Here is a 16,624-nt window from a genome sequence, read left to right on the forward strand (position 1 = left end):
TCAATGTCGTACAATTCAGAATAATTGATAATTTTAAGGAGTACAATTGCTTTACAATCCATTCTTATGAAGAAAACGACAGCCCTACTCCTCTTTTTAATCAGCATGACGAACTGCTGGGCATTAAAACCGGACAAGAATTATATTTCCAAACCGGAAGACCTGCAATTGTCTTATAAAGAACAGCAAATAAGCACCAAAGACGGACTGAACCTGCTTTCCTGGACTATTGCACCGGACAAAACCGCCGATAAAAAAACAACCGTCATTTTAACCTATGGCGATTCCGGCAATATGTCCTACTGGCTCAACCAGGCATGGGTATTGTCCAATAGCGGCTATACGGTAGTACTGTTCGATTACCGCGGTTTCGGGCATAGTGATGCGTTTGACATCAACAACGATTATCTGTATTATAACGAGTTTGCCACCGATCTAGAAGCGGTGATCCAATGGACCAAAACCGCTATCAAAAACCCAAAAACCGGGATCTGGGCGTTATCAATGGGAACCATCATGACCAATATGGCATTGCAGCATCAAAAAGTTGATTTTGTTATTGCAGAAGGACTGGTTTATGATCCGGCTGTAATTGCTCAAAAAATAAAGGCACTCAAAAACAAAACAATAATACTGCCCGACAACCGGTTTGACATCCAGAAGCTATCGGCTAAAATTGATTGCCAATACCTGTTGTTTGCCGGAACACAGGACAAAATGACGACTGCCGAAGACAGCAAAAAATTTGTTCAGATGGCACCCAAAAGGAAATTATCTGAATTTGACGGAAACCATCTGGAAGGTTTTAGCAAACTGACCAAAGAACAATTCGGAGATCTTTACATCCTGCAAATGGATGCTTTCCTGAACGGGTACTAACGACTCCTGCTATTCAAAAAGTTAACGGAACCGGACAAAAAATCGTGTTGCTAATTTCGAAACGCGACAATAGTGCTTAAATATTTTGTGTAATTTTGAAGCAAATTTGGATGTATTAAGATGACGAACGAACAAACCGCGATAAGAACCACTTACTTCAGTATCATTGGAAATACATGCCTGGCATTAATAAAAGGACTTACCGGTTATTTTGGTAATTCCTATGCCCTTATTGCCGATGCGATCGAATCGACTACCGATATCTTTGCCTCGTTTTTGGTTTTATTCGGCATAAAATACGCCAACCGGCCGGCCGATAAAAACCATCCTTACGGACACGGACGCGCAGAACCGTTAATCACTTTCCTGGTGGTTGGCTTTCTGATCACTTCGGCTACGGTTATTGCTTATGAAAGCATCATCAATATCGGGACACCGCACGACCTTCCGAAACCCTATACCCTTATCGTTTTAGGTGCCATTATTATCTGGAAAGAAATTTCATTCCGGATGGTGTACAAAAAAGGAATCGAAACCAACAGTTCTTCCTTAAAAGCCGATGCCTGGCACCACAGAAGCGACGCCATTACCTCATTGGCCGCTTTTATCGGAATTTCCATTGCCCTTATCTTCGGTAAAGGTTATGAATCGGCTGACGACTGGGCTGCTTTATTTGCTTCTTTCTTTATTATCTATAACAGTTACCTGATTTTCAGACCGGCTTTGGGCGAGATCATGGATGAGCATTTTTATGACGACCTGATCGAAGAGATCCGTACCGTTTCTGTAGGCGTAGAAGGCGTTATCGATACCGAAAAATGTTATATCCGCAAATCCGGCATGAAGTACCATGTGGACTTACACGCTATTGTAGATGCTACCATTTCGGTAAAAGAAGGACATGCGATTTCCCACCGGCTACAGGACACTTTAAAGTATAAAATCCCGGAACTGGGACACATCCTGATTCATATAGAACCCAATGACGAATAACGTCAGGAAACCGAATACTTTCTTATAACCGGCTGCCGGTTTCAATATAAAAACAGGAAACAATATCCTTCTGCGTTGGTAACAGAAATAAAAAACGACGAAACCCGATAATGTTATCGTATTTCGCCGCTTGTTTTTAAACTATCGGGTGTAACCTTTTTATTAGCCGTTATTTTTCAATATTTCCCTTGCATTATCGTTAGCCGGATTCAGTTCCAATGATTTTTTATAGGCTTTAAGTCCCTTTTTCTTTTGCCCGGTTTTCATCAGTGCTTCGCCATAACTGTCGAAGGTGTTAAAGGCTTTTGGATAAAGTTCGGTGTTTAGTTTAAAAACCTGCAGCGCTTCTTCATCCTTGTTCCTGTTCAGCAGTTCGTAAGCAAAATTGTTTACCGCCTCTTCATTAATATTATAATCCGAGCTTTTTCCTTTTTTGAATTCCTGCCGGATATGGCCGACCGTTTTACCGGCAGAATTGTGATTGGCATAATACGACGAAATTGTCTTCAGGTTCATTGTCCGCTCTTTTTCTTCCTGTTCCTTCAGGGTTTCCACACGGTAGTATTTTCGCTCTTCATCGGTAACTTTTGTCGTGTCAATTTTATACCTGACCCACTTACCATCAGCGGCTTTGTTCTTTATGAACTGCGTGCCGTAAAGCTGTGGTTTTCCTCTTCGCATCAAATCCCTGTCAACCGCTGCCGCATACCACCATCTGTTTAATGTGGAATCTAGTTTTATTGCCTTTTCAAAACTTTTTACTGCCATGGCCGAGGCAACGGTATCGTTACCGTGCTGGAACACGATTCCGGCATTCAGGTAATCTTTAGCCGTTTTGACTTTGTCTTCTGCATAAAGCCGGGTCACCCTGCTCCGTCTCAGGCTGTCTTTTTTATTAAGCACCGCCCAGTCTACTTTAGCGACCATTCTTTCCGACTGGTCGTCATCGGCCATTTTTTGAAGGTCTTCGTTGTCCTTTATTTGTGCAAAGGTCTGAAACGAAAAAAAGCATAAGAGGATTGCCAGAAAACCGGCTTGCGGCTGTACACAGCGTAGTTTGTTTGGAATAGTCGGATTTTTCATTATATTTTTTTCGGCAAGGTATTTTTTTTCAGTATAACAAACTTGTAAAAATGGGACATGGAAAATTATTTCTGTAAATGCCAGAAAGTGTCTTCTTTTCCTAAAACGGTTCCTTTGCTGAAAAACTGCTTCGGTGAATGCGCTGTAAACTTTTCAAACGTTTTGTTGAGATGCGCCTGGTCACTGAAATTATATTCATGTGCCAATGTTGTAAAACTCTGGCTGTTGTTTGCAGCAAGTTTATGCACCATTGTTTTTCTAAAAAGCACAATCTGCTGGAATTTCTTCGGGGAAATGCCCAAATGTGTTTTAAAAATACGGACCAGCTGCCTGCGACTCAACTGCAGTTCCTTCCCTAAATCTTCAATGGAAAAATCATCATAATGCCTGAAAATATAAGCAATGGCTTGTTCCAGGACTTCATTTTTATATTCCCGGTACCTGTTGTGTAAAAACTGATCCAGCAGGTTGGCCAGTGTACTCACGTTGTCCGTTGCAAAGAGTGTATCCAGTTCGCTGCCGGTAAAAAAATCAAAATCGGTTATATAACCGGAAAAATCCTGGTCACGGAAAAACTGCTGTATTCCCAACGGATTAAAAACAATGGCAACACGGTGTACTGCTCCTGCCTGTTTTACCTGAAGTGCCTTTTCCCTGACCGGTGTGAATATCTGAAATGCCTTTGCGGCTTTATCATACACGATAGTACCATCCGGCATTCTGTTATGGGAACGGTATAAGGAAATGGTATTATTGAAATGGGGAAAACAGGTAAATCCGGCAATATCGTTTGTGGGTTTGATATCCAGATAATAATAATCCACATACGTAGCGATGACCTTATTTTTAGGCTTAAATGTTTCAAAAATTACTGCCATTCTTTCCTTCGTAAAATTCTTCGAACTAATGTACAAAAATAAATCTTCCCTGTTTTTTAAAATTTTGAAAGCACAGCTGACATACTGTTGTCACCTGCCGCTGTTATTTTTGTCCTGTTATTCATTCTAATCTACAAAACATGATAAAAGGAAAAAAAGTAAATCCGGAAGTAATGGAATTTACCAGTTTTAAAAAAGCGGAACATATAACCGAACAGGAACTTTTAAAAGCCGTAGCCGATTTTGAAGCCGGTTTCCTGGATTTGCAAAAAGGAATTGTCATGCATTGCCTTGTTAAGAATTCCAAAGACGAATATGCCAATGTGCTTTTTGCAGAAAACGCGGCAGTGCTGAAAGACATAGCCGAACAGCTTGCCGCAGAAGCTCCTTTTTTGACTTTCCTGAATGCTATTGACCGAAAAACGGTGACCGTAAACTATATGGATATCGAAAAAGCGGCAGTCCGGCTGCCGGATACGATTTCCTGTATCGAATTTGGTACTTTTGCCTTAAAAAGCGGTGACCGGGAAACCTTGCTTAAAATATCCGACACTATAGAAACCGAATACCTTAATTCTTTTGAAAATACCCAGCTGCATTTTATAGGCTCCCTTCCGAACGATCATTACGCCGAAGTAACTTTTGGAAAAGACCTTCAGAAAACCCAGGAGATCTGCGGCGGTTACCTGATTCACGACAGCTGTACTCCGCTTATGGAAATGATCGATGAAACGAAAATGACGCTGGATTTCTGGACCGTAATCACTTAATATTTCTAAAAACAGTACTTTTGAAAATAAGACTACGCAACTAAATTCCAATAAAGATGAAAACCGAACCAACAGCCGCATTCCACATTATCGGAATAGCCGTCAGAACGACCAATGAGAACCAGCAAGCCGCAACCGATATCGGCAAACTCTGGCAGCGATTTATGTCGGAAGGAATTGCGGCCAACATTCCGAACAAAATTTCGGACAGTATTTACTGTATCTATACCGATTATGAAAAGGATTACACCAAACCGTATACTGCTATTTTAGGCTGTGCCGTATCCGGTTTAACCGATATTCCGGAAGGCATGACCGGAAAAACAATTCCTGCCGGACACTATCAGCAATTTACTGCCGAAGGGAATATTTTCCAGGGAGCAGTTGCCGATGCCTGGGTCAAAATATGGAATACCGATATTGACCGTGCCTATACGGCCGACTTTGAGGTTTATGACGAAAGAGCACAGGATCCCGAAAATGCCATTGTAGCCATTTTTATTGCGGTACAATAAGGTCTCATCCAAAAAAGGCAACCCGGTTTGGGGTTGTCTTTTTCAGATGAGGAAGTATTATTTTTGCTATAAAGCAGGTATGGTGTTTGGTATTGAGTGCGTTTTATTGTTTATAGGATGAAGTAGCGTTTTTTTACTTTGCAGATTCAAGTATATAGGTCAAAAAAATATCCTCCCTTCCTCCCAATCCAATAAGATTATTCCTTTTTTTGCATTATCCCCCTACACATTATTCTGTTATCTGCATAAAAAAGACAATATCACGGGCAATAATCAAGCTATTACTTATTGTCTTTCAAAATATTTTTACAGAAAAAACCCTTATATATCGCACTTTTAAAGATAAAAACATTATTTTTTCATTTTTTTTCACACAAAAAATTGTTTTTTTATTATTTTTTATTTAGGTTTACAAAATATCCCTCCTATATAATACCTCCCCCAAGAAGAATAAAGAAATAAAACAGTATTCTAAATACTTGTTTGTATCATAAATTTAAAATTAAACGCCATGCAACAAAAAGTCAAAAAGCCAGGAGTGCTTTACTCCCCCTGTTTTGTATCCGTCTTTTTCGGGATACGCCCGATTATTAAGAAACTACCTTTAGCATTACTGAAAAACAAGTCCCTTATGTGGGCTAAATTGCAGAGTATGAATGCCCAAAGGGAAGTCTCTCTGAAAAAAACAGTACCAAATTGTCTGTATAATTTTTCCTGTAATATTAATTAGACAGTATATGACACAAAATTACCGCACCGGTAGCAGGCTGTATGCCCTGTTGCCCTTACTTCTTTGTACCTATACGGTTCAGTCCCAGGACCTCATCTGGGAAAAATCGTATGGCGGCAAACATGCCGAGTTTTTAACCCATGTTGTGCCCACACCCGACTATGGTTTCTTACTGGCAGGAAGCTCTCTTTCCGACAAGAACGGAAACAAGCAAACACCATCCGGTGGCAATTTCGATTACTGGCTCTGGAAAATGGACGAACACGGCAGTCCCGACTGGCAAAAAAGCTTTGGCAGCAGCGAACTGGATTTCCTGCAAAGTGCCCGGATCACGGCCGATGGCGGTTTTATCCTGGCCGGTGTGTCTAACTCACCGAAAGGCGGCGATAAAAAAGAAGATTCCCGCGGTCAGGACGACTACTGGATCATCAAGCTCGATGCCAAAGGCAATGAGCAATGGCAGCGCACCATTGGCGGCAGCGGTCAGGAACAGCTGGCCTGCATCAGCCCCACTAAGGACGGCGGATATATCGTTGGCGGATCTTCTTCCTCAGGAAAATCCGGTGACAAAACCGAAGCTAATCAGGGTAACTTAGACTACTGGATCGTAAAACTGAATGCTTCCGGAACGATCGAATGGCAAAAGACCTACGGCGGCCGTTATATGGATCAGCTGAAAACGGTGGAACAAACCAAAGACGGCGGCTATATCCTGGGCGGTTATTCCAATTCTCCGGCTTCGGGCGACAAGCAGAGCGACAACATCGGTACCGGCGGGGATTACTGGATCATCAAAACCGACAAAGCCGGTGCTATCGAATGGCAGCGTACCCTGGGCGGTGATGGCGATGACAACCTGAGTGCGCTGATACAAAGCCGAAACGGCGGCTACGTGCTGGGTGGTAGTTCCAATTCGAATCCTTCGAACGACAAGAGCCGGGCGAATACCAAAGGCACCGATTTCTGGATCGTCCGTCTGGATGACAACGGACAAACGCTTTGGCAGGAAACCTACAACTACGGAGCGGTAGATTTGCTGACCTCGATAGTGGAAAATGAAGACGGTACGCTGCTCCTTGGCGGTTATGCCCAAACGGAGGTATCGGACGGAAAGAAAGACAAAAAAGACATCAACGATTATATAGCGGCAAAGATCAATGCCAAAGGCGAAGAAATCTGGAGCAAGACCGTGGGCAGTGATTGCGAAGACATCCTGAACGGACTGATTGAAACCCGCGATGGCGGTTACCTGCTGGCCGGAACCTCCAAAGGCAAGCCCTCCCGCGATAAAAGCAGCGGACATGGCGGGAATGATTTCTGGGTGGTAAAACTCAAAGACCGCTATAAAAAAGAAGTAAAGAAACCGGTTATTGAAGCCTTGCCGAATCCGGCACAAAACTTTACCAATATCGTGGTGGGCTATGAATTTCAAAGCGGTACCGCTTCGGTATTTGACCTGTCCGGGCGTCAGTTGCAGCAGTTTGCTATTGACAGCCGTACTGTTCCGGTAGACCTAAGCCATTACCCGGAAGGGATTTATATCGTAGAGATCCGTACCAATCTGCAAACGGATTCTGTAAAAGTGATTAAAAGTATAAGCCACAATAAATAGTAAATAGATAATTATGAAAAAACATATAATAGTCCAAGTGGTTATGTTACTACTTGTAGTCTACAGTTTACGTTCACAAACTGTAAAAGATATTAATGATAAACTTAATTATGCTACAATCTCCAATCCTGATGTTTTTAGTTTTGAAAAGCATAATTTAAAAAAAGTAAACCATTATGTTGGCAAAGCAGATATATCAATACCACTCTATAATATTGAAACGGGAAATATTAACTACCCGATAACCCTATCTTATGATTCGGGAGGTATTAAAGTTGATCAGTCTGCTTCTGATGTTGGACTCGGGTGGAATTTATCAAAAACGGTAATCACCAGAATTGTAAATCAAGCCAATGATTTTAACAGCATTGGTTTTAATCAGATTGACACAGATTATGTATTCACTGATGCGGTAGAACAGAATAAAAATTTTAATGTTGGTAGTGCAAGTTCAGTAAGAGGCAATTTAGGTCACTTTTTGATTCAGAAAACTAACAGTGAGATGACTTTTGATCGAAGAAAGGTTGATTTTTTACCCGATACTTATAACTTCCATTCCAATAATTACAGTACTAGTTTTATATTTCAGGATATAAATACACCTGTGGAGTTAGCGCCAAAGGGAACAATAATCTCGGCAGTTAAAGGAAAAGCTTTATTCAACACCAATTTTTACGGTAAAAATTATCCTAATGGTAATATCTATTTATATGAATTTCCAACTCAGGATTTTTTTACAATAATAGTTACCACACCGGATGGAATTAAATATACATTCAGTGATTTCGATTTATCTGCGACTTTTTTTGCAACAGGCTTTCTGGGAGAGTACTCTTTTACACCCGGAGGTTTTATAAATCAATATCCAGCCCAGATTTCTGCTTGGCATATTACAAAAATAGAGGATACTAATACAGGTAAGAAAGTCCAATTTTATTATGATACCACTCATTCCAATCCTTTCAACGAAAATATTCTTTATGAGAATACTATAAAAAGAACCCAGCGCTTTTTTAACTATTTCAGAATACCTTATTCTGATGCACTTACGGTTAACAATTGTACCCGTTATTGGACAGGAGGAGGATCAAGTATCGTAGACTATACACTAAATAGTGATAGTAGAGTTGATGTTCAAAAAAAACGATTAAGCAGAATTGTTTTTGATAAAGGAGAAATCACTTTTAAGTATAACAATAATGAAGGTGCAAATTCGGGGATTGGGAATACTCGGGAAGATATTTATAATGGTGATTTTTTAACACAGATGACCGTTAAAAATTTCAAAAACGAAATTATTAAAACAGTAGCTTTCAAATATGATTATTTTAATTCCAGTTATAATGTAGGAGAGTTTAATCCAGATAATGAATATAATCCTTACCGTTACAAAAGGCTAAAACTGTCAAGTATTGAAGAATCTGGAAAAAAACCATACATTTTTACTTATATTGAAAACATAAAATTACCTCCTATTAACTCCTTTTCAGTTGATTTTCTCGGGTATTATAATAATTCTGCTGACGTTTCAAATATACCAACGCTATTAAGCCTTACGCCTAATCCTAAATTATATTATTATCCGAATAAAGAAGAGCAATCGCTTTTACCTTTCCTGATACCTAATATTCCAAATGCTACTATAAATGGCTATTTTAATAGAGAGGCAAATGAATTCTCTAAAGCATGGTCGCTTAAAAAAGTTGAATATCCAACAGGAGGTTTTTCAGAATTCGAATATGAATCGAATACTTTTAATATTAATGGTATTGATATTAAAGGTGGAGGAATAAGGATAAAAAAACAAATTTTAAACGATGGTTTAGGGAATAGCAGATACTTGGAATATGAGTATAAAAAAGATAATCAACTGAGCTCAGGAAATCTCGACAATTTTCCATTTTTTGGGCATCCTTTAGTAAAGGCTTTTAATGTACAGTATCAAACTAATCAAGGACTTGATGAAGACATCCCTGCTACAATAACAACTATTGGAAATGTGGTTTATGACACTAATGAATGGAAACTATTAGATAAGAGTAACCTGGCAGAAGATATCACTTCGGGTGCTTTTGTAGGGTACTCCAGAGTTATTGAAAGAGAAACTGGCAATGGATACAAAGAATTTTTTTATACATCAAGCGAGACCAATAATTTTAAAAATAAAATTTTTAAAGCCGATCCATACGATCTGCCTGTAAGCATCTGTGAAATCTATCTGGCTACAACCAATATTTGTATGAGTCCTTTTATTAAAGCCAATAGCGGTATGGGAGGGAATATTTTCACTGATAATTCTTATAAAAGAGGAAAATTGTTAGAAGAAAATATTTTCAATCAGAGCAATCTTCTGGTCAAGAAAACGGTAAATACATACAATGATGTGGTCTATAATGAAAAATCATTTTATCAGCCAATTACACATCCATGGCGTGTGCAAAATGAAAATAACATCGGAGTACTTTTTGCCGTAAAGAAGAAGTATAAAATAAGTAATTACCTGTTAGCGTCAGAAACCATAAAAGAATATTCAGAAGGTGATGAACTCAGTAAAGGGATAAAATATACTTATAACAACAGGGGTTTAATTAAATCATCTTTGGAAAATATAGATAATGGTATTGGTGAAACTAAAATGACAAATGTGTACTATCCGGATGATATAACAACCATTAATAGTTTACCAAACGGATCGTTGGCCACAGCGCCGTTTAATGCTTTTATCGCATTAAAACAGAAAAACAACATCAATACACCCGTGCAGATCAATACCTTTAAAAACAACCAATTGATTTTTACCAAACGGGCATTATATAAAAACTGGGGGAATAACATTATTCTTCCGTGTATTGTACAAACAGCAAAAGCTGCGAATAATCTGGAAGATAAGATTATATACAATTTGGTGGACACCTCTAACGGGAACTATTTGGAAGCACAACAGCAAAACGGAGCTAAAATCTCTTATATATGGGGATACAATAAAACATTGTTGATTGCAAAAATTGAAAATGCAGCATATACTGATATTCCGCTTACTACAATAAACAATTTGCAATCTAAATCAAATAGTGATACAGAAGCAAACTTAATTATTGCTTTGAATAATCTTAGAAATTCATTACCAAATGGTATGGTAACAACCTATACCCATAAGCCTTTAATTGGTGTGAGTTCTATAACCGATCCCAAAGGTAACACTACCTATTATGAATATGATCCTTATGGCAGGCTAAAAAACACCAAAGACGATGATAAGTATATTTTAAAAGAAAATGAATACCATTATAAGAATTAATATGAAAAAGATATTTTACTATTTATTATTGTTTCCGATTCTTATTTTTGGGCAGAGTCCTGATAAAAATTGGATAAAAACAACCCGTTATAAAGTTCCGGTTTTAAACGGAATCGCTACACCTGCTTTGAGTCAGGCAAAAATTGACCTTAGTTATATTGATGGACTTGGCAGACCAATACAGCAAATTAGCCACAAACAGTCAGCCTCAGGAAACGATATTATTACCCATATTGAGTATGATGCGTTTTTCAGACAATCAAAAGAATATTTATCTTATGTCAATCAAGCTCCTTCTTTAAATTTCATTACTTCAGCAAAGAATGATACCCATAATTATTACAACGTACTGTCTTCGGTAACAGGTAATCCTTATTTCGAAACGACTGCCTATCCCTATAGCGAAAAGGTATATGAGGAATCTTCTTTAGATAAGGTTATGGTACAGTCGGCTTCGGGTAACACCTGGGCAGTCGGCACCGGACATGAGATACGAAATAGTTACTTTTTTAATAAAAGTACTGATGCTGTAATTTTTTTCAAAGCAGTAACAACATGGGATAATGCTAAAGGTCTTTATGATATTAATCTGGTTCAAAGCGGTACGTATTCCCCCGGTCAACTTTATAAGAAGGTTATAAAAAATGAAAACTGGATATCTGGCACTAATAATACAACAGAAGAGTATAAAGACAAAGAAGACAGGATAATTTTAAAACGATCGTACAATAACGGAGCACATGACACTTATTATGTATACGATATTTACGGCAACCTGACCTACGTTATCCCTCCGTTAGCGACTGCCCCGTTAACGCAATTAAATGATTTGTGTTATCAGTATAAACATGATAAAAACAACAGGCTTGTAGAGAAAAAAATGCCGGGAAAACAATGGGAATTCATTATATATGACAAATTGGACCGGATTGTAGCTACAGGGCCTGTTTTTTCTCCATTTACAAATAATAATACAGAAGGATGGATCATAAATAAATATGATGCTTACAATAAGAATATCTACACCGGTTGGTACACCGGTCATCCGGCTAATACTACAGGTAGAAAAGCAGTGCAAGACATCCATAATGCTGCAACGGTATTAAATGAAAATAAAACAGGTACAGGTGTCATCAACAATGTGTCTATAGCTTATACCAATACTGTTTTCCCTACAGGTTCATACCATATATTAAGTATTAATTATTATGATAACTATACCTATCCGAATGCACCTGTAGTTCCGCAGCAAATAGAAGGACAGTCGGTTCAACAAAATGTTAAGGGGCATATAACAGGAACCTGGAACAGGATTTTGACCTCAACGAATGAGACCAACAACCAGCTTACCTATGATTTTTATGATAAAAAAGAAAGGTCAATTCGAAATCGTATTAACAATCATTTCGGTGGTTATACTCAAATTGATAAAAAAGTCGATTTCACAGGTAAAACAGAGTATAGTAAAACCACTCATAAAAGGAGTAATACTAATACTGAGATTCTAATCACACATACTTACACTTATACAAATCAGGATCGGTTACTATTACACAAACAGCAAATTAATGGTGGTCCTGAAGAGTTAATTACTAAAAACACTTATGATGAATTAGGGTTGTTAATTTCTAAGAATATAGGAGGTCCGGATGCAACAGGAGCTATAGGATATCAGAAAGTAGATTACCGTTACAATGTTCGTGGCTGGCTGACCGATATCAATAACATCAGTCCTGTGGGAGATCCGGTACTGCGAATGGAAGAAACCGATTTATTTGGTTATAAAATCAACTATAATCAGGTAACCGAAACAGACGAAGATGGCACTGTGTATTATGGTACAGCAAGTGTCTATGGTCAGGTAAAACCTCTTTATAACGGGAATATTTCTGAAACTTTCTGGAAGACAACCAGTGACAACATTCTACGAAAATATGGTTATCGTTATGATAATTTAAACCGCTTATTGGGAGCTTATTATCAAAAACCATTATCGAATGAACCAATATCGAACTCTTATGATGAATCCGTCAGTTATGATAAAAATGGTAATATAACAAAATTAAAACGTACCGGTAATTTAGATCATCCCAATATTACAATCGATATCGATGATTTAGCCTATACTTATAACGGTAACCGTTTGATGCGTGTAAACGATACTACCAATAATCCGGAAGGATTTAAAGACAATGGATACAATAATACATATAATGATTATGCCTATGATGCTAACGGGAATATGATTCAAGATGAAAATAAAAAGATTACGAATATTGTGTACAATCATCTGAACTTACCAATGGAAATAACGTTTTCCGGCGGAAATAAAATCAATTATCTTTACAGTGCTGCCGGGGTTAAGGTACAGAAAAAAGTGACTGACGGCAGCGATGTCAGCAAAACCGATTATTTAGACGGATTTCAGTATATTAGCAGTAAATTGGCTTTTTTCCCGCATGCAGAAGGCTATGTTAAGGTTACTGATGATATTCACTTTAACTATGTCTTTAATTATACTGACCATTTGGGGAATATACGGGTAAGCTGGGCCTATGACAAGGTGATTGACCGTGTAAAGATCATGGAGGAAAGTCATTATTATCCGTTTGGATTAAAACATAAGGCTTATAATACACAGGAGTATTTGTTCAGCATGCCAATGGACGGGTCACCGGGTTATAACGCTCCTGTTTTAGAACAGCTAAATAGTATGCCTAATCCTTATCAGTATAAATTTAACGGAAAGGAATTACAGGATGAATTAGGCCTTAATGTCTATGACTATGGTGCAAGGAATTATGACCCTACGATTGGAAGATGGATGAATATTGATCCGCTTGCGGAGCAAAGTAGAAGATGGTCTCCATATAATTATGCATACAATAATCCTGTTTATTTCATTGACCCTGATGGGATGATGGCAACTGACCCAGTTAAAAAAATCATCTCTTCTAGTTCTCAAGGAAATATTAGACCTGTTAGTGTCGGTTATGAAAATAAGTGTTTACTTTGCGGCTCTCAAAAAGTTTTATCTCCTTCTTCTAATAATTCGGGAAATGGAAGAGCAGTTGAATTTTCCAAAAAACAAGATGAGCATAGTACATTCTATAACATTTTAACTGAAGGGGGAACAGCAGAATTCACTTATTCTGTTAGTATGAAAGTGACTAATGTCACCTCTCAATATTATGACAGTGGCGGAAATAAAGTTGATAATATTAGTGATGCTTCCTCTATGAAAGTAACCACTCAAACAACAACAACGACAGTGAATGTAAATTTGGATAAAGTGGCAGATAATGCAACAGTATCATCAACTTCAAGTAGCACAACTTATGATGTATCAAGAAAACCAAACTCAGACCTTCAACGTGGTTACGTGTTGTCAAATGGAAAAACAACAGCAGGTAAATCAACAATGTCAACGATGAGTACTGATAAAGTTGATGCCAAACTTCAGAATCGTGCAAACCAAGAAGCAAGAGCTAATTTTAAAGCTGCCGCAATGGATATTCTTGATAATCTTAAAAAAATACCCGAGTCTCAAGATAGAGACTTTAATGAAAAATTAAAAAAATTGTAATTATGAAAAAAGCTTTAAATTCTAATAACATTTTGCAGATAATTATAGCGTTATTACTTTTCTATTGTGTTTTATCTATCATGAGGTCATTTGGCCTTTTATTCCTTGCTTATACAGATGATTACTTTTATAATTTTGATTTTGAGAAAAGCCAATACCCTCAAAAGAGTATTGTTTTTAATAATGCATACTATTTTTTTACATATTTAGCTGGACTACTTTTTTCGTTCATTCTAAATAGAGTTTTAAAATTAGATTTGCTAGTTTTCATATTATCGTTAGTCTTTGGTTTTGTTTTATTTAGGTTTATAGATTCTGATATTATTAGACCTTTTTTTGACTTATTTGATAATCCAAGAATGAATATTGGCTTACATCTGTTAACTTTTTTAATTATTGGAACCGTTTTTTATCTGATATTAAATAAAAAGTTGAAGATGAATTTAGATTCATAGTCAAGAATTCGCTTCCAACGGCATTCGGGATACAGGGATGGGCGCAACACATGTGTCCATCCTTATGTTAATCCAATTGGATAGTTTAATCGAACAATACCTCATTGTAAAGAATAAACAAATGCTACAAAGCTAACGAGAACAGGAAAAGTTATCGAGAATATTGAAGAAGTTCGAGATGGTCTTGAAAAGGGTGGAAAAGCAATTCAAAGTACTATGAGTAATCAAACACAGAGCGATACTGTGATTTCAATATCTGAAACTCATTATACCGACTATACCAATCGTAATTCACGAGAAAAAAGTATAGCACCAAGAGTAACTATTACCAAAGACACAACAGTGAACAAATCAGACGTACAAAAAGTAAGAAAAAAAGAAAGAGAACAGGATGACTAAAACTTCAACAATGTTCGTTAAATATACATCAGTTATGAAAAATATTATATATCTCATAGTGTTATGTACTTTCTTTTCTTGTCAGAAGAATGAAACAAGAGAATTAGAGGAAGAAGTCAAAGAATTAAAATCAGAGAATCAAAAGCTTAAAAATTTATTAAAAGAATCGGAATACAACAAAATTGTTTCGTCGGAATTAGTTTTGTTACCACATGCTTTATCGTTTGAATTAAATAATAAAAACAAGGTTACAGGAATGTTCTATCAACAACAGACTTTTCCAAAGTATGATTTATTTATTGCTGACGAAAATTATGATTTTGATGAAACTAATAAATTAAACTTTCAAATTAAGGAAGACAATCAGTTTGAATTTGATTTTATTCCAAAGAATAAAAATGATGAAACTTTAAGAGTTGTAGCTGTTTTTAGAATGGATACTGTTATGCTTAAATTATCGGGTCGTGTTGATTTACCTGTAAGAGAATAGATAGATATGCAAACAAAAAAGGGAGGAAAAAGTTAACTGCATTTGTATAGCCTCTATAGCGCGAATTTGTAATTCGCTCCCACTACAATTGTAAAAATTAGGTGATTAATCTTCGATGTATCATCTTTAAATTTGAAGTATAACACAGACATCAATTATAATTAGCTATTTCTTGGATTAACATAGCAAAAGATATAGCTGGTATGTTGAAGTTTGAAGTATCTAAAGCAATAGTTCATGAACTACTGATTTATCCATGATTCCTATAATGAACACCAAAGATTCTGTAAAAACCGTATAAAGAAAAGGAATAATGAGAACACATTTTATAAGAGTACAAGGAGTATTTGCAATATTAATTATTGGTCTAATAATATTTTCATGTAAGAACGAGAATAAAGAGAATATTAGTAATGAGAATAAAAAAAGCTCCTTTGAAGAAAAAAGAATTGATTTTACCGTTGATTTTCCTGATACAGTTTTTGTTAATAAATACTATAATGGACAAGTTCGATACTGTAGTGTATTAGATACGATTATAACAACTTTCGGAGATAAAAAAAAGAATCGTTATACCCGTTTTATATTGACAACATCAGATAATGTAAATTATGATGTCAAACACTTAAAAAGTATTGCTAAGGACACTTTTGGTGCACTAAACAACAGAACAATACCATTTTATGATATAAAGTTTGATAAACCGGGAGTATATTATATCGATGGTATTATCAATGACATTGCATTAATAGATCTTAATAAAAAAGATAAAAATGGAGATTATTTGTCAAGGTTCATAGAAAATGAAACCAGAGTCACTTATAAAGTAGTAGTAATTAACAATCATGAAAAGAAATATGAATAAAATTTAAGATTAGATCATTGGTTAATTCTATTTACAAATACTACTGATAATTAGTCAGTTATTAAACACAA

General features: G+C 36.8%; 13 protein-coding genes. 11 read left to right on the plus strand and 2 right to left on the minus strand.

Features of this window, described 5'->3' with window-relative positions:
* Positions 1–66 precede the first annotated feature (66 nt).
* Positions 67–879 carry an alpha/beta hydrolase gene (locus B3394_RS02125; RefSeq protein WP_286912466.1) on the plus strand — a complete coding sequence of 271 codons (813 nt, stop codon included), beginning with the start codon at positions 67–69 and terminating at the stop codon, positions 877–879.
* Positions 880–999: 120 nt separating this feature from the next.
* Entirely contained in the window at positions 1,000–1,872 is an 873-nt protein-coding gene (locus B3394_RS02130; protein WP_273245320.1) for a cation diffusion facilitator family transporter, read from the plus strand.
* A 162-nt stretch (positions 1,873–2,034) separates the two neighbouring features.
* Here B3394_RS02130 and B3394_RS02135 read toward each other — a convergent pair whose 3' ends face one another.
* Positions 2,035–2,955, minus strand: coding sequence for a tetratricopeptide repeat protein (locus B3394_RS02135; RefSeq protein WP_286912467.1), 921 nt, complete (start codon positions 2,953–2,955; stop codon positions 2,035–2,037).
* Positions 2,956–3,020: 65 nt separating this feature from the next.
* Positions 3,021–3,833 (minus strand): helix-turn-helix transcriptional regulator, encoded by an 813-nt coding sequence (locus B3394_RS02140; protein ID WP_286912469.1) that lies wholly within the window; start codon positions 3,831–3,833, stop codon positions 3,021–3,023.
* A 140-nt stretch (positions 3,834–3,973) separates the two neighbouring features.
* Here B3394_RS02140 and B3394_RS02145 point away from each other — a divergent pair, with 140 nt between their 5' ends.
* From B3394_RS02145 to B3394_RS02185, 9 genes are all read left to right on the plus strand, one after another.
* Complete coding sequence (locus B3394_RS02145) at positions 3,974–4,603, plus strand: hypothetical protein (RefSeq protein WP_286912474.1); 630 nt, start codon at positions 3,974–3,976, stop codon at positions 4,601–4,603.
* A 56-nt stretch (positions 4,604–4,659) separates the two neighbouring features.
* A complete protein-coding gene (locus tag B3394_RS02150) occupies positions 4,660–5,118 on the plus strand; it encodes a GyrI-like domain-containing protein (protein WP_177735064.1) in 459 nt (152 codons plus the stop codon).
* Positions 5,119–5,855: 737 nt separating this feature from the next.
* The gene (locus B3394_RS02155; protein WP_286912480.1) at positions 5,856–7,460 is read left to right on the plus strand and encodes a T9SS type A sorting domain-containing protein; all 1,605 of its coding nucleotides are present in this window, start codon (positions 5,856–5,858) and stop codon (positions 7,458–7,460) included.
* Positions 7,461–7,473: 13 nt separating this feature from the next.
* Positions 7,474–10,758 carry a hypothetical protein gene (locus B3394_RS02160; RefSeq protein WP_286912483.1) on the plus strand — a complete coding sequence of 1,095 codons (3,285 nt, stop codon included), beginning with the start codon at positions 7,474–7,476 and terminating at the stop codon, positions 10,756–10,758.
* 1 nt (position 10,759) lies between these two features.
* On the plus strand, positions 10,760–14,344 hold the full coding sequence (locus B3394_RS02165) for a DUF6443 domain-containing protein (RefSeq protein WP_286912486.1): 3,585 nt from the start codon (positions 10,760–10,762) through the stop codon (positions 14,342–14,344).
* Between the two features lie 2 nt (positions 14,345–14,346).
* Positions 14,347–14,799, plus strand: coding sequence for a hypothetical protein (locus B3394_RS02170; protein ID WP_286912490.1), 453 nt, complete (start codon positions 14,347–14,349; stop codon positions 14,797–14,799).
* A gap of 216 nt (positions 14,800–15,015) precedes the next feature.
* The gene (locus B3394_RS02175; RefSeq protein ID WP_286912492.1) at positions 15,016–15,198 is read left to right on the plus strand and encodes a hypothetical protein; all 183 of its coding nucleotides are present in this window, start codon (positions 15,016–15,018) and stop codon (positions 15,196–15,198) included.
* A 34-nt stretch (positions 15,199–15,232) separates the two neighbouring features.
* Positions 15,233–15,688, plus strand: coding sequence for a hypothetical protein (locus B3394_RS02180; RefSeq protein ID WP_286912494.1), 456 nt, complete (start codon positions 15,233–15,235; stop codon positions 15,686–15,688).
* Between the two features lie 313 nt (positions 15,689–16,001).
* Entirely contained in the window at positions 16,002–16,553 is a 552-nt protein-coding gene (locus B3394_RS02185; RefSeq protein WP_286912495.1) for a hypothetical protein, read from the plus strand.
* Positions 16,554–16,624 lie beyond the last annotated feature (71 nt).

This window comes from Flavobacterium sp. UBA4197 (assembly GCF_002379575.1).
GTDB classification, from domain to species: domain Bacteria; phylum Bacteroidota; class Bacteroidia; order Flavobacteriales; family Flavobacteriaceae; genus Flavobacterium; species Flavobacterium inviolabile.